The following is a 23,841-nucleotide window of genomic DNA, read 5'->3' as shown; positions in this document are numbered from 1 at the left end:
TCGCAGCGGCGCGACTGGCCTGACATGCGTGAGGCCCGGAGAGCAAGGGGAATGCAAGGTGGCGAACGCTGCAGGCAACGGTGCCCAGAGGGTGCTCATCGCCGCGGACAAGTTCAAGGGGTCGCTGACGGCCGTGCAGGTCGCGGAGCGGGTGACGGCCGGGCTGCGCCGGGTCGTGCCGGGCGCCGAGGTCGAGGCGCTGCCCGTGGCCGACGGCGGTGACGGGACCGTGGACGCGGCGGTCGCGGCCGGCTTCGAGCGGCACGAGATCAAGGCCGCCGGGCCCCTCGGCCAGGAGGTCACGGCAGCCTTCGCGCTGCGCGGCGACACGGCCGTGGTGGAGATGGCGGAGGCCAGCGGCCTCCAGCGCCTCCCCAAGGGCGTCTTCGCGCCGCTCACGTCCTCCACGTACGGCTCCGGCGAGCTGCTGCGGGCCGCGCTCGACGCGGGCGCCCGCACGATCGTCTTCGGCGTCGGAGGCAGCGCCACCACCGACGGCGGCGCCGGCATGCTGACCGCGCTCGGCGCCCGGTTCCTCGACAAGGACGGCGAGCCGGTCGCCCCGGGCGGCGGCGGTCTCGCCGACCTCGCCACGGCCGACCTGTCGGGCCTGGACCCGCGCCTCGCCGACGTCGAGCTGGTCCTCGCCAGCGACGTCGACAACCCGCTGACCGGCCCGAAGGGCGCGCCCGCGGTCTACGGCCCGCAGAAGGGCGCCTCCCCGGACGACGTGGAGGCCCTCGACGAGGCCCTCGCCCACTACGCGCGCGTGCTGGAGAACGCCATCGGCGCCAAGGCCGCCGAGCACGCGGCCTCCCCGGGCGCGGGCGCCGCGGGCGGCATCGGCTACGGCGCGCTGCTGGTCGGCGCCCGGTTCCGCCCCGGCATCGAGGTCATGCTCGACGTCCTCGGCTTCGCCCCCGCGCTGGAGCGGGCCACCCTGGTCATCACCGGCGAGGGCTCCCTCGACGAGCAGACCCTCCACGGCAAGGCCCCCGCGGGCGTCGCCGCCGCGGCCCGCGCCGCGAACAAGGAGGTCATCGCGGTCTGCGGCCGCCTGGCCCTGCCCCCGCAGGCGCTCGGCCGGGCGGGCATCCGGCGGGCGTACCCGCTCACCGAGATCGAGCCCGACGTGGCGAAGTGCATCGCGGACGCCGGGCCGATCCTGGAGCGGGTGGCGGAGCAGATCGGCCGGGACTTCCTGACCTGATCACCTCCGGGCACCCGAGAGCCGGTACGCGTCCAGCGCCAACGTCATCTCGATCAGATCCCGGGGCCGGGCCAGCGACCGGGACGTCAGCTGTTCCAGTCGTCGCAGCCGGTTGAAGACCGTGTTGCGATGGCAGTACAGCCGTCCCGCGGCCCGCCCCGCGGAGCCCTCGCACGTCAGCCACACATCGAGGGTCTCCAGGAGCACGGCCCGGTCGGCGGGCTCCAGCGCCAGCAGCTCGCCGAACACGTCCGACACCAGCCGGTCGGCCAGCTCCGGCTGGCTCACCACCAGCGCCGTCGGCATCCGCTGATCCAGCCGTACGACCTCGCTCGCGTCCGGCGGACACGTCCGCAGCGCCAGTTCCGCGAGCCGCCGGGCCCGCCCCAGTTCGGCCAGCCCCGGCACCACCGGACTGATCCCGCCGGGCCCCGAGCACCGCCCGTCCAGCGCCTGGGCCACTCCGTCCAGCCCCTGGCCGGGGGTCAGCGCGACGACCCCGATCTCGCAGTCCGCGCGCATCCGCCAGATGAACCGGAACCCCGCTCCCCGCAACGGCTGCCCGTGCGCATCCCGCCGCACCGCCCGCAGGACCACCACCGCGTAAGGGCCGTGCTCCGGCAGATCGAGCCCCGCGGCCGCCCGCGCCGCCAGCCCCGGCGTCGCCTGCCCCTCGAGCAGCGCGTCGAGCAGCGCCTGCAACTGTTCGTCGGTACGCCGGCGCAGCTCCGCCTCGGTCGCCCGGTACGCCTCCGACGCCGTCTGGGTCTGCGCGTCCACCGCCGACCACACCACCGTCGCCGACCGCATCAGCGCCGCCAGCCGCTCCGGTTCCCGCCCCGCGGCGCCCTCCACCAGCGCGTCCCACACCAGATAGCCGGCGTTGCGATAGGCGTGCACCAGCAGATCCAGCGGCAGCCCCTGCTGGGCCCGGTGCCGGCCCAGGTCCTCGGCGTGCTCCAGGTCGCGGCGGGGCGACTCCCGTGGCGCCGAAAGGGTCTCGATGCCGATCCGGATCGCCTCCTCCGCCTCCCGCCACTGGAGGTCGGGCGCGAGCACTCCCGCGTAGACGGGGGAGTGCTCGGCCAGTTGCCGTAGGTGCTCGTCGACGAGCTCGGGCACCCGTTCCAGCAGAGCCGTGCAGGACTCCGCGAGCAGTTTCCAGTCGTGCCCGGTCCGCAGCCTTCGCCCACCCATGCCCGGAGGATGCCATCGGGGCGGGCCCCCGCACAGGCCCCTGACACGCGGTGTTGTGCGCGCGCACAACACAGGCACCGGGCCGCTGGGCACCCGCCGCGACATTGCCACGGGCCGTGGACGCGCGCTCGCACCGGTGCTGGGGTGAGCGCCACACGGAGTGAGGGCAGAGGGGAAGTTCATGGGCGGATCCGGACTCGTGGTGCGGGAGCTTTCGGTGGGATACGGGCCCGTACGCGCCCTGCGCCGGGTGTCCCTTCAGGTGCCCGAGGGGAGCGTGGTGACGGTGCTCGGCTCCAACGGCGCGGGCAAGTCGACGCTGCTGCGGGCGATCAGCCGCACGCTGTCCTTCCACGGCGGCACGGTCACCGAGGGCGAGGTACGTCTGGACGACCGCCGCCTGGACGGGCTCGCGCCGGACCGGGTGGTGGCGGCCGGGGTGTCCCATGTGCCGGAAGGCAGGCAGGTGTTCTCCCGGATGACGGTCGCCGACAACCTGCGCGCCGGCAGCCTCGGCGGCTGCCGGGCGGGCCGGCCGAAAGCCCTCGCCCGCGTCCACGAACTCTTCCCCGTCCTCGCGGAGCGCGCACAGCAGCGCGCGGGCCTGCTCTCCGGCGGCGAACAGCAGATGCTCGCCGTCGCCCGGGCCCTGATGGCCGTCCCGAAGGTCCTGCTCCTCGACGAGCCCTCCCTGGGCCTCGCCCCGCTCATGGCCCAGCGGATCGCCGACACGGTCCGCGAGATCAACGAACAGGGCACGTCGGTCCTCCTCGTCGAACAGAACGCCGCCCTCGCCCTGCGGCTCGCCACGCGCGCGTACGTCCTCGAGGTCGGCGAGGTGACCCTGTCCGGCCCGGCCGCCGAACTGGCCGCCTCCGACGAGGTCCGCCGCCGCTACCTCGGCGTGGTCTACGAGGACGCGGCGGCCGACGCCGACCAGGTCGTAGGACGCACACTCACCCCGTGGAAGGGGTGAGCCGATGGACACCCTCGCCGTACGCGACCTGACCGTCCGGTTCGCGGGCCTCACCGCACTCGACGACGTCAGCTTCACCGTCCGCCCCGGCACCGTGCACGCCCTCATCGGCCCCAACGGCGCCGGAAAGTCCACCTGCTTCAACGTCCTGTCCGGCGTCTACCGGGCCACCGCGGGCAGCGTCCGCTTCGGCGACCACGAGCTCACCGGCATGCCCGCGCACCGCATCGCCGGCCTCGGCGTCGCCCGCATCTTCCAGAACCTCGCCCTGCCGCCCCTCGCCTCGGTCGAGGACAGCCTGCTCCTCGGCAGGCACCGGCTGACCCGAACCGGCTTCCTGGCGGCGGGACTGCGGCTGCCCTCGGCCGCACGAGAGGAACGGGCGCACCGTGAACGCGTCCGCGAGATCGCCGAGTTCGTCGGCATCGCGGACTGTCTGGACCGCCCGGCGGGCTCCCTGCCGTACGGGCAGCAGAAGCTCGCCGAACTCGCCCGCGCGCTCTGCATGGAGCCGCGCCTGCTGCTTCTCGACGAGCCCGTCGCCGGGATGACCGCCGATGAGCGGCGCCGGACGGCCGCCGTCATCGCGGGCGTCCGTGACGGGCTCGGTATCTCGATCGTGCTGGTGGAACACGACATGGGGGTGGTGATGCGGCTCGCGGACGCCGTGACCGTACTCGACTTCGGGCGCCGGATCGCCGACGGCGCCCCCGCCGACGTACAGAACGATCCGGCCGTCGTACGGGCGTACCTGGGGGAGGCGTCATGAGCACCTTCGCCGAGATCCTCCTCAACGGCGTCTCGCTGGGCTCCGTGTACGCGCTCATCGCGCTCGGCTTCGTGGTGATCTTCCGGGCCACCGAGGTCGTCAACTTCGCCCACGCCTCGCTGCTGCTCGCGGGCGGCTATGTCACCGCGACCCTCCACGACGACCTCGGCTTCTGGCCCGCGTTGCTCGTCGGGATCGCGAGCGCGGCCGTGGTCGGCGCGGCGGTGGAGTTCCTGGTGATGCGGCGCTACCGGGGCTCCGACCACAGCGTCCTCGCCATCGTCACCATCGGGGTCGACATCCTGCTCACCACCGAACTGACCCGTCGTATGGGCACCGACGTGCTGCCGCTCGGGGACCCGTGGGGGGACGCCGTGCTCAAGCTCGGGCCGATCTCCCTCGCCCACACGCGGATCGCCGCGTTCGTGGCGGCGGCGCTGCTCATCACCGCGTTCCTGCTGGTCTTCCGGTACACCTCGTGGGGCGTGGCGATGCGGGCGGCCGCGGAGAGCGCGGAGACGGCGGCCCTGATGGGCGTACGGCTGGGCCGGGTGTCGCTGGGAGCGTGGGCGGTGGCCGGGGGACTCGCCGCGGTGGCCGCACTGTTCCTCACCGTCTTTCCGACGCCGGGACTGGAACGGGCCACCTCGCTGGCCGCGCTCAAGGCCTTCCCTGCCGCGATCCTCGGCGGGCTGGACTCCACGACGGGCGCGCTGGTGGGCGGACTGCTGGTCGGCATCACGGAGTCGCTGGCGACGGGCTACCAGAGCGACCTGTCGTTCCTCGGGCGTGGGCTCGGAGACCTGGCGCCGTACCTCGTGATGGTCGTGATCCTGCTCATCCGCCCGGCCGGGCTGTTCGGGACGAAGGAGCTGGCCCGTGTCTGAGGTTCTCGGCCGCGACAAGGCCCGCGAAGCACCGTCCGGCATCCGCCGCCGCCCCGCCCGGCTCACGAGCCCCCGCTTCTGCGTCGGGGCCGTCGGAGCGGTCCTGCTCCTCGCCCTCCCCTTCTACCTCGACCGCTTCTGGCTCCAGGCCGGGCTCTTCACCATGGCCGCGGCCATCGGCGCGATCGGCATCAACCTCCTCACCGGCGCCACCGGGCAGCTCTCCATGGGCCATGCCTTCTTCCTCGCCGTCGGCGCCTACTCCTACTGCGTGTTCGCGGCCGACGGCGGCGACGGCCTGACCGGGCTCGGCCTGCCGACATGGCTGGCGGCCGTGCTGGCGGTGCTGGTCGCGGGGGTGGCCGGCGGGCTGTTCAGCCCCATCTCCGGGCGGCTCAGCGGCGCCTACCTCGGCATCGCCACGCTCGCGCTCGTCTTCATCGGACAGCACGTCATGTTCAACGCCCACGATCTGACCGGCGGGGCGAACGGTCGTGACGTGCCGCCGCTGAACCTCTTCGGTCTCACCTTCGACGACCGTGAACTCCTCGTGGCCGCCGTGCCGTTCGGATCGGCGGAGAAACTCTGGTACGCCGGTCTGGCAGTCCTCCTGGCCGGCGCGCTGTTCGCCCGCGGCGTCCTGCGCGGCCGTCCGGGCCGGGCCATGAACGCCATCCGCGACCACCGCATCGCCGCCGGAGTGATCGGCGTACCCGTGGCCCGGCACCGGGCCGCCGTCTTCGTGCTGTCGTCGATGTACGCCGGGCTGGCGGGTGTGCTCCTCGCCCTGGTCTTCCAGCGGACCGTGCCCGACTACTTCGGCATCACGCTGTCCCTCGAATACCTCGCCATGATCGTCATCGGCGGGCTCGGCTCGGTCTCCGGCGCGGTCGCGGGGGCGGTCTTCGTCTCCCTGCTACCGCAGCTGCTGACCCGCTACAGCGATGCTCTGCCCCTGGTCTCCGCCCCCGGCACGGGCGGGATCGCACCGGGCGAGGCATCCCGGTATCTCTACGGCGCCGCCGTCGTGCTGGTGGTGCTGTTCCTGCCCGGCGGCCTGGTCAGGATGGCCGCCCGGCGTCGCGTCACCACTCATTCAGGGGAGGAACGATGAACAGGACGTACGCGGCCAGGGCCTGTCCGGCGGATCAGGCCAGCTGCAAGAAACGGCGCTTCTTGGCCAGGCCTCGCGACGCCGGCATGATCCGCCGGACAGGCCCTAGGGCCGCCGCGGGCGCGCTCGCCGCACTGCTCGTACTGGCGGGATGCAGCTCAAAGGCCAAGAACGCCGAAAATGGGGACGGTGACACACAGTCGGCGGGCGGGGTGAAGACCGGCGACGGCATCTCCGGCAGGACGATCACCCTCGGTGCCCTCACCGACATGACCGGCGTCTACGCCACCCTCGGCAAGAGCGTCACCCAGGCCCAGCAGCTGTATGTGAAGCAGCTGAACGCCGACGGCGGTGTCTGCGGCTACAAGGTCCGCCTGACGGTCCGCGACCACGGCTACGACCCGCAGAAGGCCGTCTCCGGCTACACCGAGCTGGAGCCGAAGGTGCTGGGCTTCGCGCAGTTCATCGGCTCCCCGTTCGTCGCCGCGGTCAAGCAGCGCGTCGACGGCCAGGACAAGGGGCTCGTGCTGCCGCAGGCGTGGTCGTCGGCGCTGCTCGGCAGCCCGTACATCCGGGTCATCGGCTCCACGTACGACATCGAGACGATCAACGCCGTCGACTTCCTGGTCCAGGAGAAGGGCGTCAGGAAGGGCGACAAGATCGGCCATGTGTACTTCGAGGGCGACTACGGCGAGAGCGCCCTGGTCGGCTCGAAGCACATCGCGAAGGAGAAGGGGCTGACCGTCGTCGAGCAGAAGATCAAGCCCACCGACAACGACATGACCGCCCAGGTCGCGGCTCTCAAGCAGGCCGGCGTCAAGGGGATCGTCATCAGCGCGGGCCCGCGCCAGGCGGCTTCGCTCGTCGGCGTCGCGGCGGCCGGTGGCTTCGACGTGCCGATCATCGGCAACAACTCGGCCTTCGCGCCCCAGCTCCTGGCCACCCAGGCGGGACCGGCCCTGATGAAGAACTACTACGTGGCCTCGCCCTCGCTCCCGATCGGCGCGGACACCCCGGAGGCGAAGAAGCTCGTCGCCGACTATCAGGCGGCCTACCCGAAGGACGCCCTCGACAACGGCATCGTCGCCGGCTGGACCGCCGTGTCGGCCTTCGGCGAGGCACTGAAGAAGGCCTGCGAGACCAAGGACCTCACCAGGGAGGGCGTCGACAAGGCCCTGTTGGCCATCGACTCCTTCGACGTCGGCTTCGGCATCGCCCAGGACTTCACCGACCCCAAGTCCGCGTCCTCCCGGCAGAGCGTGATCCTTCAGCCCGACAAGGGCGTGACGGGCGGCATGAAGGTCGTACGGGAGGCGGAGGCGTCCGAGGTGGCCGAGGCGTACACACCGGGAGCCTGACACCGCACAGCGAAGAGGGCCCGAACCGGATATCCGGTTCGGGCCCTTTCGAACGTCTTCCAGCAGGCGCCTACGGCAGTTGTGTCGCTCGTGCCTCGCGCCGGTTGTCACGGAAGTTGTGCACCCGGCGGGCCGTGGCGAACAGCGGGATCACCGCGCCCATGACCAGCTGGAGCGCACAGCCCGTCTGAAGGAGCAGCTGTCCGCCCGGTGCGTCGAACGCCCAGGCCGCCAGCAGGCCCATGGCCGACACGATCCAGCCGAGCATCGCCACCGCGAGGATGCCCCGCGGCTTCGGGTACTCCACCCGGCTGACCATCAGCCACGCCGTCCCCAGGATCGCCATCAGCGTCGCCTCGAAGGGCAGCTCGAGCAGCACGATCGAGACCACGGTCAGTGCCCCGAACGGTGACGGCATGCCCTGGAAGGTGCCGTCCTTCACCGTCACACAGGAGAACCGCGCAAGTCTGAGCACCACCGCCAAAAGCACCACGATCGCCCCCACCGCCGCCACCCGCTGGGAGGCGTCGGCGGCGACCATGCCGTAGACGAGGACGAAGTACGCCGGTGCGAGGCCGAAACTGACCAGGTCGGAGAGGTTGTCCAGCTCCGCGCCCATCGGCGAGGAGCGCAGCTTGCGCGCCACCAGGCCGTCGAACAGGTCGAAGACCGCCGCGCAGAGCATCAGGATGACCGCGGTGGCCGCGCTGTTGCGGGCCATGCCGGACTCCTGGCTGTCCGTGAGATGCGGGATCAGGATGCCGGTGGTGGTGAAGTACACCGCCATGAAGCCGCACGTGGCGTTGCCGAGGGTGAGGGTGTCCGCTATCGAGAGGCGGAGAGAAAGAGGCATCTCCTCCTCGTCCTCGACCTCTTCGGCCTCGGGCACCCAGCCCGCTTGGGTCTCAGGATCAATCACGGTCAATGCGAGTCACCCCAGCCACGGTCTTCTGACCGACCTCCACCGCGACGTCCACGCCCTCCGGCAGGTAGATGTCGACGCGCGAGCCGAAGCGGATCAGACCGATGCGGTCGCCCTGCTCGAGCTTCGTGCCCTGCGGAACGTAGGGAACGATGCGGCGGGCCACCGCGCCGGCGATCTGGATCATCTCGATGTCACCGAGTTCGGTGTCGAAGTGCCAGACTACGCGCTCGTTGTTCTCGCTCTCCTTGTTGAACGCCGGAACGAACCCACCCGGGATGTGCTCGACCGACGTCACGGTGCCGGAGAGAGGCGCGCGGTTGACGTGGACGTTGAGGGGGCTCATGAAGATCGCGACGCGGGTGCGCCCGTCCTTCCACGGCATGATGCTCTGCACCACACCGTCGGCGGGCGAGATGACCCGGCCCTGGGCGATCTCGCGCTCGGGGTCGCGGAAGAACCACAGCATGCCCGCCGCGAGCGCGGTGGCGGGCACGGCGACGGCCTTGGCGGCGCCGGACTTGCGCGCGCGCACCAGGCTGAGGGCTGCGGTGGCGACCGTCGGGAGAAGCCACGGCGAGGCTCCGCGCGCGAGGCGTACGCCGCCGACCTGGCTGTCGCGTGGTGCAGAGGTTTGGCTGTGGGGCATGGATGACCTTCGTAGCGGATGGCGCCGCGCTGTAACGGGGGACGGCGGCTTTCCCGGGATCGTACCGGTCGTGGGCCACAACTGGGCAAGCCAGGAAGCCGAGTCGGCGGCTGAAGAGTGTTGACGGGGTGTGACCTTCTTCTCCAAGAAAACACCCCGTATCCGGACAATCAGCCCTGGAATCGATACTCTTCGAGCAGCCTGCGACCGATGATCATTTTCTGGATCTCGGCGGTACCTTCACCGATCAGCAGCATCGGAGCCTCACGGTAGAGGCGCTCGATCTCGTACTCCTTGGAGAAGCCGTAGCCGCCGTGGATCCGGAAGGCGTCCTCCACGACCTCCTTGCAGTACTCGGAGGCGAGGTACTTCGCCATCCCAGCCTCAAGGTCGTTTCGCTCCCCGGAGTCCTTTTTGCGTGCCGCGTTGACCATCATCGCATGCGCGGCCTCGACCTTGGTAGCCATCTCGGCGAGCTTGAACTGGATCGCCTGGTGCTGGGCGATCGGCTTGCCGAAAGTGTGACGCTGCTGGGCATACGAGACGCCCAGCTCGAAAGCACGCTGAGCGACGCCGCAGCCACGCGCCGCCACATTGACGCGGCCGACTTCGACGCCGTCCATCATTTGGTAAAAACCTCGGCCGGTGACCCCGCCGAGCACCCGATCGGCCGGAATGCGCAGGCCATCCATGATCAGCTCGGTGGTGTCGACACCCTTGTAGCCCATCTTGTCGATCTTCCCGGGGATGGTGAGGCCGGGGCGGACCTCTCCGAAGCCGGGCTCCTTCTCGACGAGGAAGGTCGTCATCGACTTGTGGGGCTTGGCGGCCGCCTCTTCGGGAGTGAGTCCTTCGTCACTTCGGACGAGTACGGCGACCAGACTCGACGTCCCACCGTTCGTCAGCCACATTTTCTGGCCGTTCAGGACGTACTCCTCGCCGTCCTTCACCGCCTTCGACGTGATCGCCGACACGTCCGAGCCCAGGCCCGGCTCCGACATCGAGAAGGCGCCGCGGATGTCGCCGGCCGCCATGCGGGGCAGGAAGTGGTCCTTCTGCTCCTGCGTGCCGTGCTGCTTGAGCATGTACGCCACGATGAAGTGGGTGTTGATGATGCCGGACACCGACATCCAGCCGCGGGCGATCTCCTCGACGCACAGCGCGTACGTCAGGAGCGACTCGCCCAGACCGCCGTACTCCTCCGGGATCATCAGGCCGAACAGGCCCAACTCCTTGAGGCCGTCGACGATTCTCTGCGGGTACTCGTCGCGGTGCTCCAGCTCGGTGGCGACCGGGATGATCTCCTTGTCCACGAAGTCGCGGACGGTGGAGAGGATTTCCTGCTGGATGTCGGTCAGACCGGCGGTCTGGGCGAGACGGGCCATGGCTTACTTCTCCGTGTTCTTTTCCGCAGGTGCGGTCAGCTCCGGGCGGCCGGGCTGCTCGCCGCCGCGCTCCTTGATGTAGGTCTCGGTCGGCACCATGACCTTGCGGCGGAACACGCAGACCAGCGTGCCGTCCTGCTTGTAGCCCTTGGTCTCGACGTGGACGATGCCGCGGTCGTTCTTCGACTTGGAGGGCCACTTGTCGAGCACGGTCGTCTCGCCGTAGATCGTGTCGCCGTGGAAGGTCGGCGCCACGTGCTTCAGCGACTCGATCTCCAGGTTGGCGATCGCCTTGCCGGAGACGTCCGGGACGGACATGCCGAGCAGCAGCGAGTAGATGTAGTTCCCGACGACGACGTTCTTGCCGAAGTCCGTCGTCCTCTCCGCATAGTTGCTGTCCATGTGGAGCGGGTGGTGGTTCATGGTGAGCAGACAGAAGAGATGGTCGTCGTACTCCGTGACCGTCTTTCCGGGCCAGTGCTTGTAGACCGCCCCGACCTCGAACTCCTCGTAGGTGCGCCCGAACTGCATGGCCTCAGGCCTCCGGAATCTCGAACTTGCTGGTGCGCTGCATGCCGGCGGCACGGCCCTTGCCGGAGATGACCAGGGCCATCTTGCGGCTGGCCTCGTCGATCATCTCGTCGCCGATCATCGCGGAGCCCTTCTTGCCGCCCGCCTCGGACGTGTAGTACTCGTACGCGTCCAGGATCAGCTCGGCGTGGTCGAAGTCCTCCTGGGACGGCGAGAAGATCTCGTTGGACGCCTCGACCTGGCCCGGGTGCAGCACCCACTTGCCGTCGAAGCCGAGCGCCGCGGCGCGCTGGGCGACCTCGCGGTAGCCGTCGACATTGCGGATCTGGAGGTAGGGGCCGTCGATCGCCTGGAGGTTGTTGGCGCGGGCGGCCATCAGGATCTTCATCAGGATGTAGTGGTAGGCGTCCGCCGGGTAGCCGGGCGGCTGCTCGCCCACGACCAGCGACTTCATGTTGATGGACGCCATGAAGTCGGCCGGGCCGAAGATGATCGTCTCGACGCGCTGGGAGGCCGTCGCGATCTCGTTGACGTTGTTGAGACCCTGCGCGTTCTCGATCTGCGCCTCGATGCCGATCTTGCCGACCTCGAAGCCCATCGTCTTCTCGATCTGCGTCAGCAGCAGGTCGAGGGCGACGACCTGCTGGGCCGTCTGGACCTTCGGCAGCATGATGCAGTCGAGGTTCTGGCCGGCGCCCTCGACGACCGTGACGACGTCGCGGTACGTCCACTCGGTGGTCCAGTCGTTGACGCGCACGACCCTCGTCTTGCCCGTCCAGTCGCCCTCGTTGAGGAACTTGACGATGGTGTGCCGCGCCTCGGGCTTGGCGAGCGGGGCGCACGCGTCCTCCAGGTCGAGGAAGACCTGGTCCGCCGGGAGGCCCTGCGCCTTCTCCAGGAAGCGGGGGTTGCTTCCCGGCACCGCGAGACACGAGCGGCGGGGACGCAGACGGTTGACGGTCATGCGGGGACCTCCAGGGGGTCGAGCTTGTTCGCTTTGCGGATCTCGTCGACGATGCGGCCGATGATCCCGGTGATGTCGAAGTCCTTCGGGGTGAACACCGCGGCCACTCCGGCTGCCCTGAGCTGTGCGGCGTCCCCGTTCGGGATGATGCCACCGGCGATCACCGGTATATCTGTGGCACCGGCCACATGCAGCCGCTCCAGCACGTCCGGCACCAGCTGGGCGTGCGAGCCGGACAGGATGGACAGGCCGACCGCGTGCACGTCCTCGGCGAGGGCCGCGTCCACGATCTGCTCGGGCGTCAGCCGGATGCCCTGGTAGACCACCTCGAACCCGGCGTCACGGGCCCGCACGGCGATCTGCTCGGCACCGTTGGAGTGCCCGTCCAGGCCCGGCTTGCCGACCAGGAAGCGGAGCTTGCCGACGCCCATGTCCCGGGCCGTCAGGTCGACCTTGCGGCGCACGTCCGCCATGGCCGAGCCCTCCTCCGCCGGCACCGCGACCGGCGCCGACGAGACCCCGGTCGGTGCCCGGAACTCGCCGAACACCTCGCGCAGCGCCCCGGACCACTCGCCGGTCGTGACACCGGCGCGGGCGCACTCCAGGGTGGCCTCCATGAGGTTGCCGGTGCCCTTGGCGGCCTCCTTCAGCTTCTCCAGCGCCTTGCACGGGCGCGGGTGGTTGAAGGGCGGCTGGTAGCGGGTGTCGCGCCAGTGCCGCAGGCTCTCGATCACACGGGCCTCGACCGCCGGGTCGACCGTGTGGATCGCGGTGTCCAGGTCGGCCGTGAGCGGGTTCGGCTCGGTCGTCTCGAAGATGTTGACGCCGATGATCTTCTCCTGGCCGGACTCGATCCGGGCCCGGCGCTCGGCGTGTGAGGAGACGAGCTGCGACTTGAGGTAGCCGGACTCGACGGCGGCCATCGCGCCGCCCATCTCCTGGATCCGGTCGATCTCCGCGAGGGACGCCTCGACGAGCTCCTCGACCTTCGCCTCGATGACATGAGAGCCCTCGAAGATGTCCTCGTACTCCAGCAGGTCGCTCTCATGGGCGAGGACCTGCTGGATGCGCAGCGACCACTGCTGGTCCCACGGCCGGGGAAGACCGAGGGCCTCGTTCCAGGCGGGCAGCTGCACGGCACGCGCGCGTGCGTCCTTGGAGAGGGTCACGGCCAGCATCTCCAGCACGATCCGCTGGACGTTGTTCTCCGGCTGCGCCTCGGTCAGTCCGAGGGAGTTGACCTGGACTCCGTAGCGGAAACGACGCTGCTTGGGGTCCTCGATGCCGTAGCGCTCGCGGGTGACCTTGTCCCAGATGCGGCCGAAGGCGCGCATCTTGCACATCTCCTCGACGAAGCGGACGCCCGCGTTCACGAAGAAGGAGATACGGGCGACCACGTCACCGAACTTCTCGGCCGGCACCTGACCGGAGTCCCGGACGGCGTCCAGGACCGCGATCGCCGTCGACATCGCGTACGCGATCTCCTGCACGGGCGTGGCGCCCGCCTCCTGGAGGTGGTAGCTGCAGATGTTGATCGGGTTCCACTTGGGGATGTGGTTGACCGTGTAGCAGATCATGTCCGTCGTCAGACGGAGCGAGGGCACCGGCGGGAACACGTGCGTGCCCCGGGACAGGTACTCCTTGACGATGTCGTTCTGGGTCGTGCCCTGGAGCTTGGTGATGTCCGCACCCTGCTCCTCGGCGACGACCTGGTAGAGCGCCAGCAGCCACATGGCGGTGGCGTTGATCGTCATCGAGGTGTTCATCTGCTCCAGGGGGATGTCCTGGAACAGCCGGCGCATGTCACCGAGGTGCGCGATCGGCACGCCGACCCGGCCGACCTCGCCGCGGGCGAGGATGTGGTCGGAGTCGTAGCCGGTCTGCGTCGGCAGGTCGAACGCCACCGACAGGCCGGTCTGACCCTTGGCGAGGTTGCGCCGGTACAGCTCGTTGGACGCCTCGGCCGTGGAGTGGCCGGCGTACGTGCGCATGAGCCACGGCCGGTCCTTCTCCCGCTTGCCTGCGGCGGGCTGACGCTCAGTCATCTATGACCCCGGGTGTCTCAGATGTTGCGGAAGCGGTTGATGGCGTCGAGGTGCTTGGCGCGCATCTCCTCGTCGCGCACGCCCAGACCCTCCTCGGGCGACAGGCACAGCACGCCGACCTTGCCCTGGTGGACGTTGCGGTGCACGTCGTGGGCGGCCTGGCCGGTCTCCTCCAGGGAGTACACCCGGGAGAGGGTCGGGTGGATCTTGCCCTTCGCGATGAGCCGGTTGGCCTCCCAGGCCTCGCGGTAGTTGGCGAAGTGCGAGCCGATGATCCGCTTCAGCGACATCCACAGGTAGCGGTTGTCGTACTCGTGCATGTAGCCCGAGGTCGAGGCGCAGGTGGTGATGGTGCCGCCCTTGCGGGTGACGAAGACGCTCGCGCCGAAGGTCTCGCGGCCCGGGTGCTCGAAGACGATGTCGATGTCCTCGCCGCCGGTCAGCTCGCGGATGCGCTTGCCGAAGCGCTTCCACTCCTTCGGGTCCTGGGTCTGCTCGTCCTTCCAGAACTGGTAGCCCTCGGCGTTGCGGTCGATGATCGCCTCGGCGCCCATCGAGCGGCAGATGTCCGCCTTCTGGTCGCTGGAGACGACGCAGATCGGGTTGGCGCCGCCGGCCAGGGCGAACTGGGTGGCGTAGGAGCCGAGTCCGCCGCTGGCGCCCCAGATCAGGACGTTGTCGCCCTGCTTCATGCCGGCGCCGTTGCGGGAGACCAGCTGGCGGTAGGCGGTGGAGTTCACCAGGCCCGGTGCGGCGGCCTCCTCCCAGCTGAGGTGGTCCGGCTTGGGCATCAGCTGGTTCGACTTGACCAGGGCGATCTCGGCGAGGCCGCCGAAGTTGGTCTCGAAGCCCCAGATGCGTTGCTCGGGGTCGAGCATGGTGTCGTTGTGGCCGTCGGAGGACTCCATCTCGACGGACAGACAGTGCGCGACGACCTCGTCACCCGGCTTCCAGGCGTTCACGCCGGGGCCGGTGCGCAGGACGACGCCCGCGAGGTCGGAGCCGATGATGTGGTAGGGCAGGTCGTGCCGCTTGGCCAGGTCGTTGGTGCGGCCGTAGCGCTCCAGGAACCCGAAGGTGGACAGCGGCTCGAAGATCGAGGTCCACACGGAGTTGTAGTTGACGCTCGACGCCATCACGGCGACCAGGGCCTCGCCCGGGCCGAGCTCCGGCACCGGGACGTCGTCCAGGTGGATCGACTTGCGGGGGTCCTTGTCGCGGGTCTGCAGACCCGCGAACATCTCCGTCTCGTCCTTGTGCACGGTGATCGCGCGGTACGACTCGGGGAGCGGCAGAGCGGCGAAGTCGGCCGGAGTCGAGTCCGGCGACTGGATCGCGTCCAGGATGTCCTTCACGGTCACGGTGTTGCCTCCGGCGATACGCGTCCTGAGGGAGGGACGCTGAGGGTTACGTCGGTGCTGCTGAGGGTTTTTTCGAAGTGCCGTCGGTTCGGCGAGGTGGTGCTTCGGCAGCGCTTTGTGGCGCGGGAGGTTGCCTGTGACGCAGGCGTCCGGGCGGGCAAGTCGATGACTTGTTGGGACAGCCGGCGTACGAATGGTCTCTGCACGCCGGCCGCCCGGACTCCTTCAACGTATGACACCGCGTGTCACTCCGCAAGGCACTGAGTGCCAGGAAAAGCTCTCAGATGAAATCTTTACGTAACACATGAGCGATGATCGATCGAACGCCGCTGGAAACCCCCTGGAAATCGGGTGGAGGCACACGAAAACGGCCACCCCGAGGGGTGGCCGTCATCACAGCGATGCAGTAGTGCTCAGCGCTCCTTGAGCGCCTCCTCGATGGTCCTCATGACCTCGTCGAGCGGGGCGTCGGTGCGGGCGACCGTCACCAGGACCTCGCCGTGGGCCGAGACCGTCGCGGCGGCCGGCTTCGGGGTGGTGCTGCGCCCGGCCCCGATGCCGGAGCCGAACGTCTTGCGCACGATCGCGAAGGCGTGGTCCAGCTGTGACTCCACGTCGCCCTGTCCGCCGGCTCTGAGCCAGCGCCGCAGCACGTGGTTGTGGGCCGTGACGACCGCGGACGCGGCGACCTCCGCCAGCAGCGGGTCGTCGTTGGCGTCGTCGTCGTGCGCGTGCTCGTCGAAGTGGCCGAGGAGGTAGCGGGTGAACAGACGCTCGTAGCGGGCCACCGACGCGATCTCCGCCTCGCGCAGGGTGGGCACCTCGCGCGTGAGCTTGTAGCGGGCGACCGAGATCTCCGGCCGGGCCGCGTACATCCGCATGACTTCCTTGATGCCGTTGCACACCGTGTCGAGCGGGTGCTCGTGCGGGGGAGCCGCGTTGAGGACGGCCTCGGCGCGGATCAACGTGTCGTCGTGATCGGGGAAGATCGCCTCTTCCTTGGAGCGGAAGTGGCGGAAGAAGGTGCGGCGGGCGACTCCGGCCGCCGCCGCGATCTCGTCGACGGTCGTCGCCTCGTACCCCTTGGTCGAGAACAGCTCCATCGCCGCGGCCGCCAGTTCTCGGCGCATCTTGAGCCGCTGGGCGGCAGCACGGCTGCCTGCGGCACTTTCCGGCGCGTCGGGCGTAGCTGGTGTACGTGAGGACTTGGCGGGCTGGGGCATGACCCGAACGTACTGCATGTGCGCAGGTTGGCGCTCATGTCCTGGGCGCCCCCCGCCCGGTGCGGGCAGGGGGGTTCCGTGGGGGTCGAGCAGTCCGCCCCAGTCCTCGGCGTCCTTGAACCAGTCGCCGGACGGCTCAGCGGCGGGCATATTCGCGGAAGCCACGGCCGGTCTTGCGGCCGAGGCAGCCCGCGGCCACCAGGTGCTCCAGGAGCGGGGCCGGAGCCAGGCCCGGGTCCCGGAACTCGCGGTGCAGGACCTTCTCGATGGCGAGCGAGACATCGAGCCCGACGACGTCCAGGAGCTCGAAGGGACCCATCGGGTAGCCGCCGCCCAGCTTCATCGCGGCGTCGATGTCGTCGAGCGACGCGTAGTGCTCCTGGACCATCTTGATGGCGTTGTTGAGGTAGGGGAACAGCAGGGCGTTCACGATGAAGCCGGCCCGGTCGCCGCAGTCGACCGCGTGCTTCCTGATCTTCGCGCAGACCTCGCGGACGGTGGCGTGGACGTCGTCGGCGGTGAGCACCGTGCGGACGACCTCGACCAGCTTCATCGCCGGCGCCGGGTTGAAGAAGTGCATGCCGATCACGTCCTGGGGGCGTGAGGTGGCACGGGCACAGGCGACGACCGGCAGCGACGAGGTGGTCGTGGCCAGGACCGCGCCCGGCTTGCAGACCTTGTCCAGCGCCGCGAAGAGCTGCTGCTTGACCTCCAGGTCCTCGGCGACGGCCTCGACGGCCAGATCGACGTCGGCGAAGGCGTCGTACGAGCCCGCCGCCGTGATCCGGTCCAGGGTCTGCGCGGCGGCCTCGGCGGTCATCCGCCCCTTGTCGACGGAGCGCGAGAGGGACTTGCCGATACGGGCCTTGGCGGTCTCGGCCTTCTCCTCGCTGCGGGCGGCGAGGACGACCTCGTAACCGGCCTTCGCGAAGACCTCGGCGATGCCGGACGCCATGGTGCCGGAGCCCGCGACGCCGACGGAACGGACCGGACGGCCGGGGGTCCCGGAATCCCCGGCGGCCGGCGTCAGGGTGTCCGCCACGACCGTCGCGCTGCCCGGAGCCTCGTACGAGTAGAAACCGCGGCCCGACTTACGGCCCGTCAGGCCCGCCTCGCTGAGCTGCTTGAGGATCGGCGCGGGGGCGTGCAGCCGGTCCTGGGACTCGGAGTACATGGCCTCCAGGACCGTGCGCGCGGTGTCGATGCCGATCAGGTCGAGCAGGGCGAGCGGACCCATGGGCAGTCCGCAGCCGAGCCGCATCGCGGCGTCGATGTCCTCGCGGGAGGCGTACCTCGCCTCGTACATCGCGGCGGCCTGGTTGAGGTAGCCGAACAGCAGTCCGTCGGCGACGAATCCGGGCCGGTCGCCGACCGCCACGGGCTCCTTGCCGAGGGCGAGGGCGAGGTCGGTGACCGCGCTGACGGCGGCCGGCGCGGTCAGCACCGAGGAGACGACCTCGACCAGCTTCATCGCCGGCGCCGGGTTGAAGAAGTGCAGTCCGAGCACGCGCTCGGGACGGGCCGAGTCGGCGGCGAGCCGGGTGACGGACAGGGCGTTGGTGCCGGTCGCCAGGATCGTCTCGGGGCGCACGATCCCGTCGAGTTCACGGAAGATCTGGTGCTTGATCTCGTACGACTCCGGCGCCACCTCGATGACGAGGTCGGCGTCGGCCGCGGTGCGCAGGTCGGTTGAGGTGCGGACCCGGGCGAGGATGCCGGCGCGCTCCTGTTCGGTCAGCCTGCCGCGCTCCACGGCACGGGCGGTCGAGGTCTCCAGGGCGGTGACGGCCTGGGCGGCCGCGGCCTCGCTGATGTCGATGCCGACGACCTCGCGGCCGGCCTTGGCGAGGACCTCGGCGATGCCGGTGCCCATCGTGCCGAGGCCGATGACGGCAATGGTCTGCAGCGGGGACAGAGGGGTGTCGGACAGGGGAGCGGCCATCGCGGGACTCCAGGAATGAGGTGACGACTGGGAGCGCGACCCGGTACGCCCGAAGGCGCACCGGGTGGCGTGGAGGATGCGGGTGTTGCCGGGCTGCAAGCGCACACGCCCGGTGGTGCGGTGCCGTCGTCACAGGCGTGCACACGCCCGGAGAACGGTGAAACCGACCGGCCCTGTCCCGGGGCCACGTCGTACTGCGATACCTGAGAGGTACCGAACCGACTGCGCTCACGACGGCTGCGTCACCAGGCCGGCGCGAGGAGTTCCGCGAGTGGGTAACTCGCTCGTCTGAGCTTAACCGGCGGGTAACGAGCGCGCTAGTCCCCGTGTTTGTGATGTACGTCCCGAGGCGCTCGCGACCCCCCTAGGCTGCGTGTCATGGACGAAGAGTTGCGGTCGCTCACGGAGCGCTTACGGCAGGAGTCGGGGGAGTCGGCGTCGTACGGGCGGCTGGCGGAGACGAAGGACCTCGACGAGCTGGCCGGGGTGCTGGTCGAGGCCGGGCGGCCGCTGTGGGCGAGGGAGCTGGCCGCGTTCCGGCTGGGGGTCGCGGGGGACTCCCGTGCCTTCGAGTCCCTCGTCCTGCTGCTCAACCACCGTGAACCGCAGCGCTGCGCCTCCGCCGCGTACGCCCTGGCCCGCCTCGGCGACCCGCGCACCGCCCGCGCGGCCGCGGCCCTCGCCACCAACGAACTGCGCGTCGCCTACGCCCTGCACCCGGTCAGACTCCTGACCGAACTGCGCGCGCCCGAGTCGGTGCCCGCGCTCGTCACCACGCTGGAGCGGCGGTTGCGCCCGCATGACCCGTACCGGCGGGTGGCGCTCGCCTGTGTGGAGGGCCTCGGTGAGCTGGGCGACGCCCGCGCGCGCCCCGTACTGAACGAGGCCCTGGCCCATCCGGTGCTGGCGGAGGCGGCGGTGCGGGCGCTGGGACGGATCCCGAGGCCGCGCTAGAGCGCGCGCAGGTACCGCACCTCGGGCACCGCGACCCCGTCCACCTCGAAGGGCTCCTCGGCGCCGTCCGGCCGGAACCCCGCCCGTTCGTAGAAGGCGCGGGCGCGGACGTTGCCCTTGAGGACCCAGAGGTACATGCGGTCGTGCCCGGCGGCGGTGCAGCGGCGTACCGACTCCTGGAGCAGCGCGTGGCCGATGCCCGCGCCGTACCGCCCGGTGTCCACGTAGATCGCGTACAACTCGGCGTCCGCGGTGCGCACTTCAGCCTCCCGGTAGGGGCCGTGCGCTGACCAGCCGAAGAGGTCTCCGTCCTGTTCCGCGACGAGGTTCACCACGCTGCCGTCCGACCGCCGAAGACGTTCGCGACGGCGCTCGGCGTCCTCTCTCATGCTCAGCGCGTCCAGATACGGCTGCGGCATGAGGCCCCGGTACGCGCTCTGCCAGCCCCGGACCCGGATCTCGGCCACACGGTCGCAGTCCGCGAGTGTCATCTCGCGTACCCGAGGACCGCTCACGAAGCCACCACCGCGAAGGCCTCGACCTCCATCAGGAACTCGGGCCGCACCAGCGCGGCCACCTGGACCGCGGACGCGGCCGGCAGGCGGTCCTCGGGTATGTGCTCGGCGCGGGCGGTGCGGATGGCGGGCAGGTGTGCCATGTCCGTGACGAAGTAGGTGAGTTTGACGACGTCGTCGAAGGTCGTGCCCGCGGCGGCCAGGCAGCGGCGCAGGTTCTCGAAGACCTGGCGGGCCTGGGCGGTGGGATCGTCCTCGCCGACGAGTTCGCCGTCGGCGTCCAGGGCGAGCTGGCCGGAGATCGCGACGAACGTGCCGGTGCCCAGCACGACATGGGAGTACTGGGCGGCGGGGGCGAGCCCGTCGGGGGCGGGAATCCTGGTCAGCTCACTCATGCGTCCATGGTGGACCATGGCACTGACAATGCCCCCGACGGGCCCTCAGACCCTGCTCGGCGGACCGCTCAGCCGCGGAAGCCGAGCATGCCGTGCAGCGTCGAGCCCCGCGCGGAGGCCGACGCCGAGCTCAGCGGCTCCGGGTCGGGCAGGGTGTCGCACACCGCGTCGGCCTCGCCGCCGCCGCGCGGCACCGTGCCGTCGGTCAGATACGCCGCCAGGTACTTGTCCAGGCAGGCGTTTCCGCTCAGCGTGATGCCGTGGTTGCCGCCGCCCTGCTCGACCACCAGGCTGGAGCCGCGCAGCAGACGGTGGACCGTCACGCCGCCCTCGTACGGGGTGGCCGCGTCGTCCGTCGCCTGGAACAGCAGCGCCGGCGGCAGCTTGGTGTTGGCCACGTTCACCGGCCGCAGCGAGTTCGTCGGCCAGAACGCGCACGGCGCGTTGTACCAGGCGTTGTTCCAGGTCATGAACGGCGCCTTCTCGTACACCGTCCAGTTGTCATTGCGCCACTGGCTCCAGTCGCGCGGCCAGTCGGCGTCACGGCACTGCACCGAGGTGTAGATGCTGTAGCCGTTGTCGCCGGAGGCGTCGACGGCGGCGAAGTTCTCGTACGCCTCGACCAGCGGGTCGGAGTTCTTGTCGTTCACGTACGCCGCGAACGCCTCCGCCAGATACGGCCAGTAACCGTTGTAGTAGCCGCCCGGGATGAAGGTGTCCTCCAGCTCGGAGGCGCCCACCTTCCCGCCGGCCGGTTTCTTGGCCAGGGCCGCCCGCATCGCGTACCACTTGGCCTCGATCTTCTCCGGATCGGTGCCGAGCTTGTACGTGGAGTCGTACTTGGCGACCCACGCGAGGAACGCGCGGTGGCGGTCGTTGAAGGCGTAGTCCTGCGCGAGGTTGTCGTCGTACCAGACACCGGTGGGGTCGACGATCGAGTCGAGGACCAGGCGCCGCACCCGCTCGGGGAAGAGCTTGGCGTAGACGGCGCCGAGATAGGTGCCGTAGGAGTAACCGAAGTAATTGATCTTCTTCGCGCCCAGGGCGGCACGGATCGAGTCCATGTCCCGTACGGCCTGGACCGTGTTGATGTACGGCAGCACATCGGCGTACTTCTTGCCGCAGGCCTGCGCGAAGGACTTGGCCCGCTTCAGGTTGGCCTTCTCGATGGCCGGGGTGCTCGGCACCGAGTCCGGACGGACCGGGTTGAAGTAACCGGGCTTGCAGTCGAGCGCCGGCTTGCTCTTGCCCACACCGCGCGGGTCGAAGCCGATGACGTCGTATTGCGCCGCGACCGCCTTGGGCAGCGAGCCGGCGACGAATCCCGCGAGGGTCAGACCGCTGCCGCCGGGACCGCCGGGGTTGACCAGCAGCGGGCCCTGGGACTTCTTCGCGGTGTGCGGGACACGGGACAACGCGAGGGTGATCTGCCGCCCGTGCGGGTGGTGGTGGTCGAGTGGGACCTTGAGGGACGCGCACTGGAGCGTCGGGTAGTTCGTGGTGCCGCAGCTCTTCCAGGTGAGCTTCGCGGCCTGAGTGGCGTCCGCGGTGCGCGGAGTGCTCGCGTCGGCGGGCAGGGCGGTGAACGAACCGGCCACGACGACGGAAACGCCGCACAGCACGGCTGCGCGTTTTCTCATGGCGTCCTCCCAGGACGGAGGGTTTCGGACCGCGGGTGTCACGGTCCACGCCGCATCGTCCCGGAAAGCGCGCCCGGAAGAACGCGTTCTGGCAAGACTTGACCCTACTGGGCCGTGGGATGCCCTCGAACGCTGTCAGATCAGCGTGAGTTGGGTTCCTTCGGGCAGATCGGGCGCGGGCGGTTCGGGCTCGGGCATCCGCCGGGGCATGACCGGGTCCGCGGGCCCGATGCCGTACTCCCGGGCCAACTCGTGGACCTGGCGGGTGATCCGGCGCTGGTACCACTTCGGCGCGTAGGAGCCGTCCGCGTACAGCCGCTCGTAGCGGCGCACCAGGTGCGGATGGTGCCGGCCCAGCCAGGTCATGAACCACTCCCGCGCCCCGGGCCGCAGATGCAGCACCAGCGGGGTCACGGACGTGGCCCCGGCGGCGGCGATCGCCCGCACGGTGGCCCGGAGCTGGTCCGGTGCGTCGCTGAGGAACGGGATCACCGGCGCCATCAGGACCCCGCACCCGATGCCGTGCTCGGCCAGGGTCCGTACGACGTCGAGGCGGCGCTCAGGGGCCGGCGTGCCCGGCTCCACAGTGCGCCACAGCTCCGGATCGACGAAGCCGACCGAGACGGAGATACCGACGTCCGTCACCGCGTGCGCCTGCTTCAGCAGGTCGAGATCGCGCAGGATCAGCGTGCCCTTGGTCAGGATCGAGAACGGGTTCGCGTGGTCGCGCAGAGCGCCGATGATGCCCGGCATCAGACGGTAGCGGCCCTCCGCGCGCTGGTAGCAGTCGACGTTCGTGCCCATCGCGATGTGCTCGCCCTGCCAGCGCGGCGATCCGAGCTGGCGGCGCAGCAGTTCGGGAGCGTTCGTCTTGACGACGATCTGCGAGTCGAAGCCGAGACCTGTGTCGAGGTCCAGATAACTGTGCGTCTTGCGCGCGAAGCAGTACACGCACGCGTGCGAGCAACCGCGGTACGGATTGACCGTCCACTGGAAGGACATCCGAGAGACCGCCGGCACCCGGTTGATGATCGACCGGGCCCGGATCTCGTGAAAGGTGATCCCGCTGAACTCCGGTGTGTCGAAGGTACGGGTGACGACCGCGTCCGCGCCGAACAGCGCGGTGTCGTCGGCCCGGCTGTGGCCGGAGTCCGCTGTGAGGTTCTCCCAGCGCATGACGCCTCCTCGGTAGCACTGTTCCCAGAATAGAACACATGTTCCCTTGATCGTGCGCGTGCGGATGTGAAGGGATTGCGGGGCCCCGATTTGGGCGGGCGGGGACCGGGGTGATTGGCTTGCCCCCACCCCCGATAACTCAGGTGCTGGAGGAAAAATGGCGCAGGTCGAGGCCACTACGGAGCGGGTCGTCGCGGCGGACGCGGAGAAGGTGTTCGACGCCCTCGCCGACTACAGCGGCACGCGCGCGAAGGTGCTGCCCCAGCACTTCAGCGAGTACGAGGTGCGCGAGGGCGGCGACGGCGAGGGCACCCTCGTCCACTGGAAGCTCCAGGCCACCAGCAAGCGGATCCGTGACTGCCTGCTCGAGGTCAGCGAGCCCACCGACGGCGAGCTCGTCGAGAAGGACCGCAACTCCTCCATGGTCACCACCTGGCGGGTCACCCCGGCCGGCGAGGGCAAGTCCCGCGTCGTCGTGAGCACCGTCTGGAACGGCGCCGGCGGCATCGGCGGCTTCTTCGAGAAGACCTTCGCCCCCAAGGGGCTCGGCCGGATCTACGACGAGGTGCTCGACAAGCTCGCCGCCGAGGTCGAGAAGTAAGGACAAGTCCCCGGTGTCCGAGGGGTG

The 23,841-nt window shown here is 69.9% G+C and carries 22 protein-coding genes; 8 read left to right on the top strand and 14 right to left on the bottom strand.

Annotation, left to right across the window (positions count from 1 at the left end; genetic code table 11):
- Nucleotides 1-91 precede the first annotated feature (91 nt).
- Nucleotides 92-1,210, top strand: coding sequence for a glycerate kinase (locus tag QF037_RS10850; protein ID WP_307037109.1), 1,119 nt, complete (start codon nt 92-94; stop codon nt 1,208-1,210).
- Here the strand turns inward: QF037_RS10850 and QF037_RS10845 are convergent, their stop codons facing one another.
- A complete protein-coding gene (locus QF037_RS10845) occupies nt 1,211-2,407 on the bottom strand; it encodes a PucR family transcriptional regulator (RefSeq protein ID WP_307024026.1) in 1,197 nt (398 codons plus the stop codon). It abuts the gene before it with no gap.
- 181 nt (nt 2,408-2,588) lie between these two features.
- On the opposite strand from QF037_RS10845, the gene QF037_RS10840 reads away from it, so the two are divergent.
- The 5 genes from QF037_RS10840 to QF037_RS10820 all read left to right on the top strand — a co-directional run bounded on the left by QF037_RS10840 (nt 2,589) and on the right by QF037_RS10820 (nt 7,511).
- Nucleotides 2,589-3,383, top strand: a complete 795-nt coding sequence (locus QF037_RS10840) for an ABC transporter ATP-binding protein (protein ID WP_307024024.1) — start codon at nt 2,589-2,591, stop codon at nt 3,381-3,383.
- A gap of 4 nt (nt 3,384-3,387) precedes the next feature.
- Nucleotides 3,388-4,152, top strand: coding sequence for an ABC transporter ATP-binding protein (locus QF037_RS10835; RefSeq protein ID WP_307024022.1), 765 nt, complete (start codon nt 3,388-3,390; stop codon nt 4,150-4,152).
- A complete protein-coding gene (locus QF037_RS10830) occupies nt 4,149-5,039 on the top strand; it encodes a branched-chain amino acid ABC transporter permease (protein ID WP_307024020.1) in 891 nt (296 codons plus the stop codon). The genes QF037_RS10835 and QF037_RS10830 overlap by 4 nt, the downstream gene beginning before the upstream one ends.
- Nucleotides 5,040-5,079: 40 nt before the next feature.
- The gene (locus QF037_RS10825) at nt 5,080-6,153 is read left to right on the top strand and encodes a branched-chain amino acid ABC transporter permease (protein WP_307037107.1); all 1,074 of its coding nucleotides are present in this window, start codon (nt 5,080-5,082) and stop codon (nt 6,151-6,153) included.
- Between the two features lie 86 nt (nt 6,154-6,239).
- The gene (locus tag QF037_RS10820; protein WP_307037105.1) at nt 6,240-7,511 is read left to right on the top strand and encodes an ABC transporter substrate-binding protein; all 1,272 of its coding nucleotides are present in this window, start codon (nt 6,240-6,242) and stop codon (nt 7,509-7,511) included.
- A 70-nt stretch (nt 7,512-7,581) separates the two neighbouring features.
- On the opposite strand, the gene pssA is transcribed toward QF037_RS10820, so the two are convergent.
- The 9 genes from pssA to QF037_RS10775 form a co-directional block, all read right to left on the bottom strand.
- Entirely contained in the window at nt 7,582-8,400 is an 819-nt protein-coding gene (pssA, locus tag QF037_RS10815) for a CDP-diacylglycerol--serine O-phosphatidyltransferase (RefSeq protein ID WP_046257944.1), read from the bottom strand.
- Nucleotides 8,401-8,422: 22 nt separating this feature from the next.
- On the bottom strand, nt 8,423-9,082 hold the full coding sequence (locus QF037_RS10810) for a phosphatidylserine decarboxylase (protein ID WP_307024018.1): 660 nt from the start codon (nt 9,080-9,082) through the stop codon (nt 8,423-8,425).
- Nucleotides 9,083-9,252: 170 nt separating this feature from the next.
- The gene (locus QF037_RS10805) at nt 9,253-10,467 is read right to left on the bottom strand and encodes an acyl-CoA dehydrogenase family protein (protein WP_307024016.1); all 1,215 of its coding nucleotides are present in this window, start codon (nt 10,465-10,467) and stop codon (nt 9,253-9,255) included.
- Nucleotides 10,468-10,470: 3 nt separating this feature from the next.
- Nucleotides 10,471-10,998 carry a MaoC family dehydratase gene (locus QF037_RS10800; protein ID WP_307024013.1) on the bottom strand — a complete coding sequence of 176 codons (528 nt, stop codon included), beginning with the start codon at nt 10,996-10,998 and terminating at the stop codon, nt 10,471-10,473.
- 4 nt (nt 10,999-11,002) lie between these two features.
- Nucleotides 11,003-11,962: an HpcH/HpaI aldolase/citrate lyase family protein gene (locus QF037_RS10795; RefSeq protein WP_266820829.1), complete on the bottom strand. Its 960-nt coding sequence runs from the start codon at nt 11,960-11,962 to the stop codon at nt 11,003-11,005.
- A complete protein-coding gene (locus QF037_RS10790) occupies nt 11,959-14,007 on the bottom strand; it encodes a protein meaA (protein WP_307024008.1) in 2,049 nt (682 codons plus the stop codon). The genes QF037_RS10795 and QF037_RS10790 overlap by 4 nt, the downstream gene beginning before the upstream one ends.
- A 17-nt stretch (nt 14,008-14,024) precedes the next feature.
- Complete coding sequence (gene ccrA, locus QF037_RS10785) at nt 14,025-15,362, bottom strand: crotonyl-CoA carboxylase/reductase (RefSeq protein ID WP_307037102.1); 1,338 nt, start codon at nt 15,360-15,362, stop codon at nt 14,025-14,027.
- 419 nt (nt 15,363-15,781) lie between these two features.
- On the bottom strand, nt 15,782-16,591 hold the full coding sequence (locus QF037_RS10780) for a TetR family transcriptional regulator (protein WP_307024006.1): 810 nt from the start codon (nt 16,589-16,591) through the stop codon (nt 15,782-15,784).
- Between the two features lie 136 nt (nt 16,592-16,727).
- Entirely contained in the window at nt 16,728-18,533 is a 1,806-nt protein-coding gene (locus tag QF037_RS10775) for a 3-hydroxyacyl-CoA dehydrogenase family protein (protein ID WP_307024004.1), read from the bottom strand.
- 378 nt (nt 18,534-18,911) lie between these two features.
- Here QF037_RS10775 and QF037_RS10770 point away from each other — a divergent pair, with 378 nt between their 5' ends.
- Entirely contained in the window at nt 18,912-19,487 is a 576-nt protein-coding gene (locus QF037_RS10770; protein WP_307024003.1) for an adenylosuccinate lyase, read from the top strand.
- On the opposite strand, the gene QF037_RS10765 is transcribed toward QF037_RS10770, so the two are convergent.
- The 4 genes from QF037_RS10765 to QF037_RS10750 all read right to left on the bottom strand — a co-directional run bounded on the left by QF037_RS10765 (nt 19,484) and on the right by QF037_RS10750 (nt 23,213).
- Entirely contained in the window at nt 19,484-19,978 is a 495-nt protein-coding gene (locus tag QF037_RS10765; RefSeq protein ID WP_307023999.1) for a GNAT family N-acetyltransferase, read from the bottom strand. The genes QF037_RS10770 and QF037_RS10765 overlap by 4 nt on opposite strands.
- A gap of 20 nt (nt 19,979-19,998) precedes the next feature.
- Nucleotides 19,999-20,397 carry a RidA family protein gene (locus QF037_RS10760; RefSeq protein WP_307023998.1) on the bottom strand — a complete coding sequence of 133 codons (399 nt, stop codon included), beginning with the start codon at nt 20,395-20,397 and terminating at the stop codon, nt 19,999-20,001.
- Nucleotides 20,398-20,465: 68 nt separating this feature from the next.
- Nucleotides 20,466-22,037, bottom strand: a complete 1,572-nt coding sequence (locus QF037_RS10755) for an alpha/beta hydrolase (protein WP_307023995.1) — start codon at nt 22,035-22,037, stop codon at nt 20,466-20,468.
- Between the two features lie 135 nt (nt 22,038-22,172).
- Nucleotides 22,173-23,213 carry an Rv2578c family radical SAM protein gene (locus tag QF037_RS10750; protein ID WP_307023993.1) on the bottom strand — a complete coding sequence of 347 codons (1,041 nt, stop codon included), beginning with the start codon at nt 23,211-23,213 and terminating at the stop codon, nt 22,173-22,175.
- A 157-nt stretch (nt 23,214-23,370) separates the two neighbouring features.
- Here QF037_RS10750 and QF037_RS10745 point away from each other — a divergent pair, with 157 nt between their 5' ends.
- Nucleotides 23,371-23,814 carry an SRPBCC family protein gene (locus QF037_RS10745; protein WP_046257957.1) on the top strand — a complete coding sequence of 148 codons (444 nt, stop codon included), beginning with the start codon at nt 23,371-23,373 and terminating at the stop codon, nt 23,812-23,814.
- The last annotated feature ends 27 nt before the right edge of the window (nt 23,815-23,841 follow it).

It is taken from the genome of Streptomyces canus (assembly GCF_030815415.1).
Classification (GTDB): domain Bacteria; phylum Actinomycetota; class Actinomycetes; order Streptomycetales; family Streptomycetaceae; genus Streptomyces; species Streptomyces canus_F.
The sequence above is the reverse complement of the archived record's forward strand: the minus strand, read 5'-3'. Positions and strand labels throughout refer to the sequence as shown.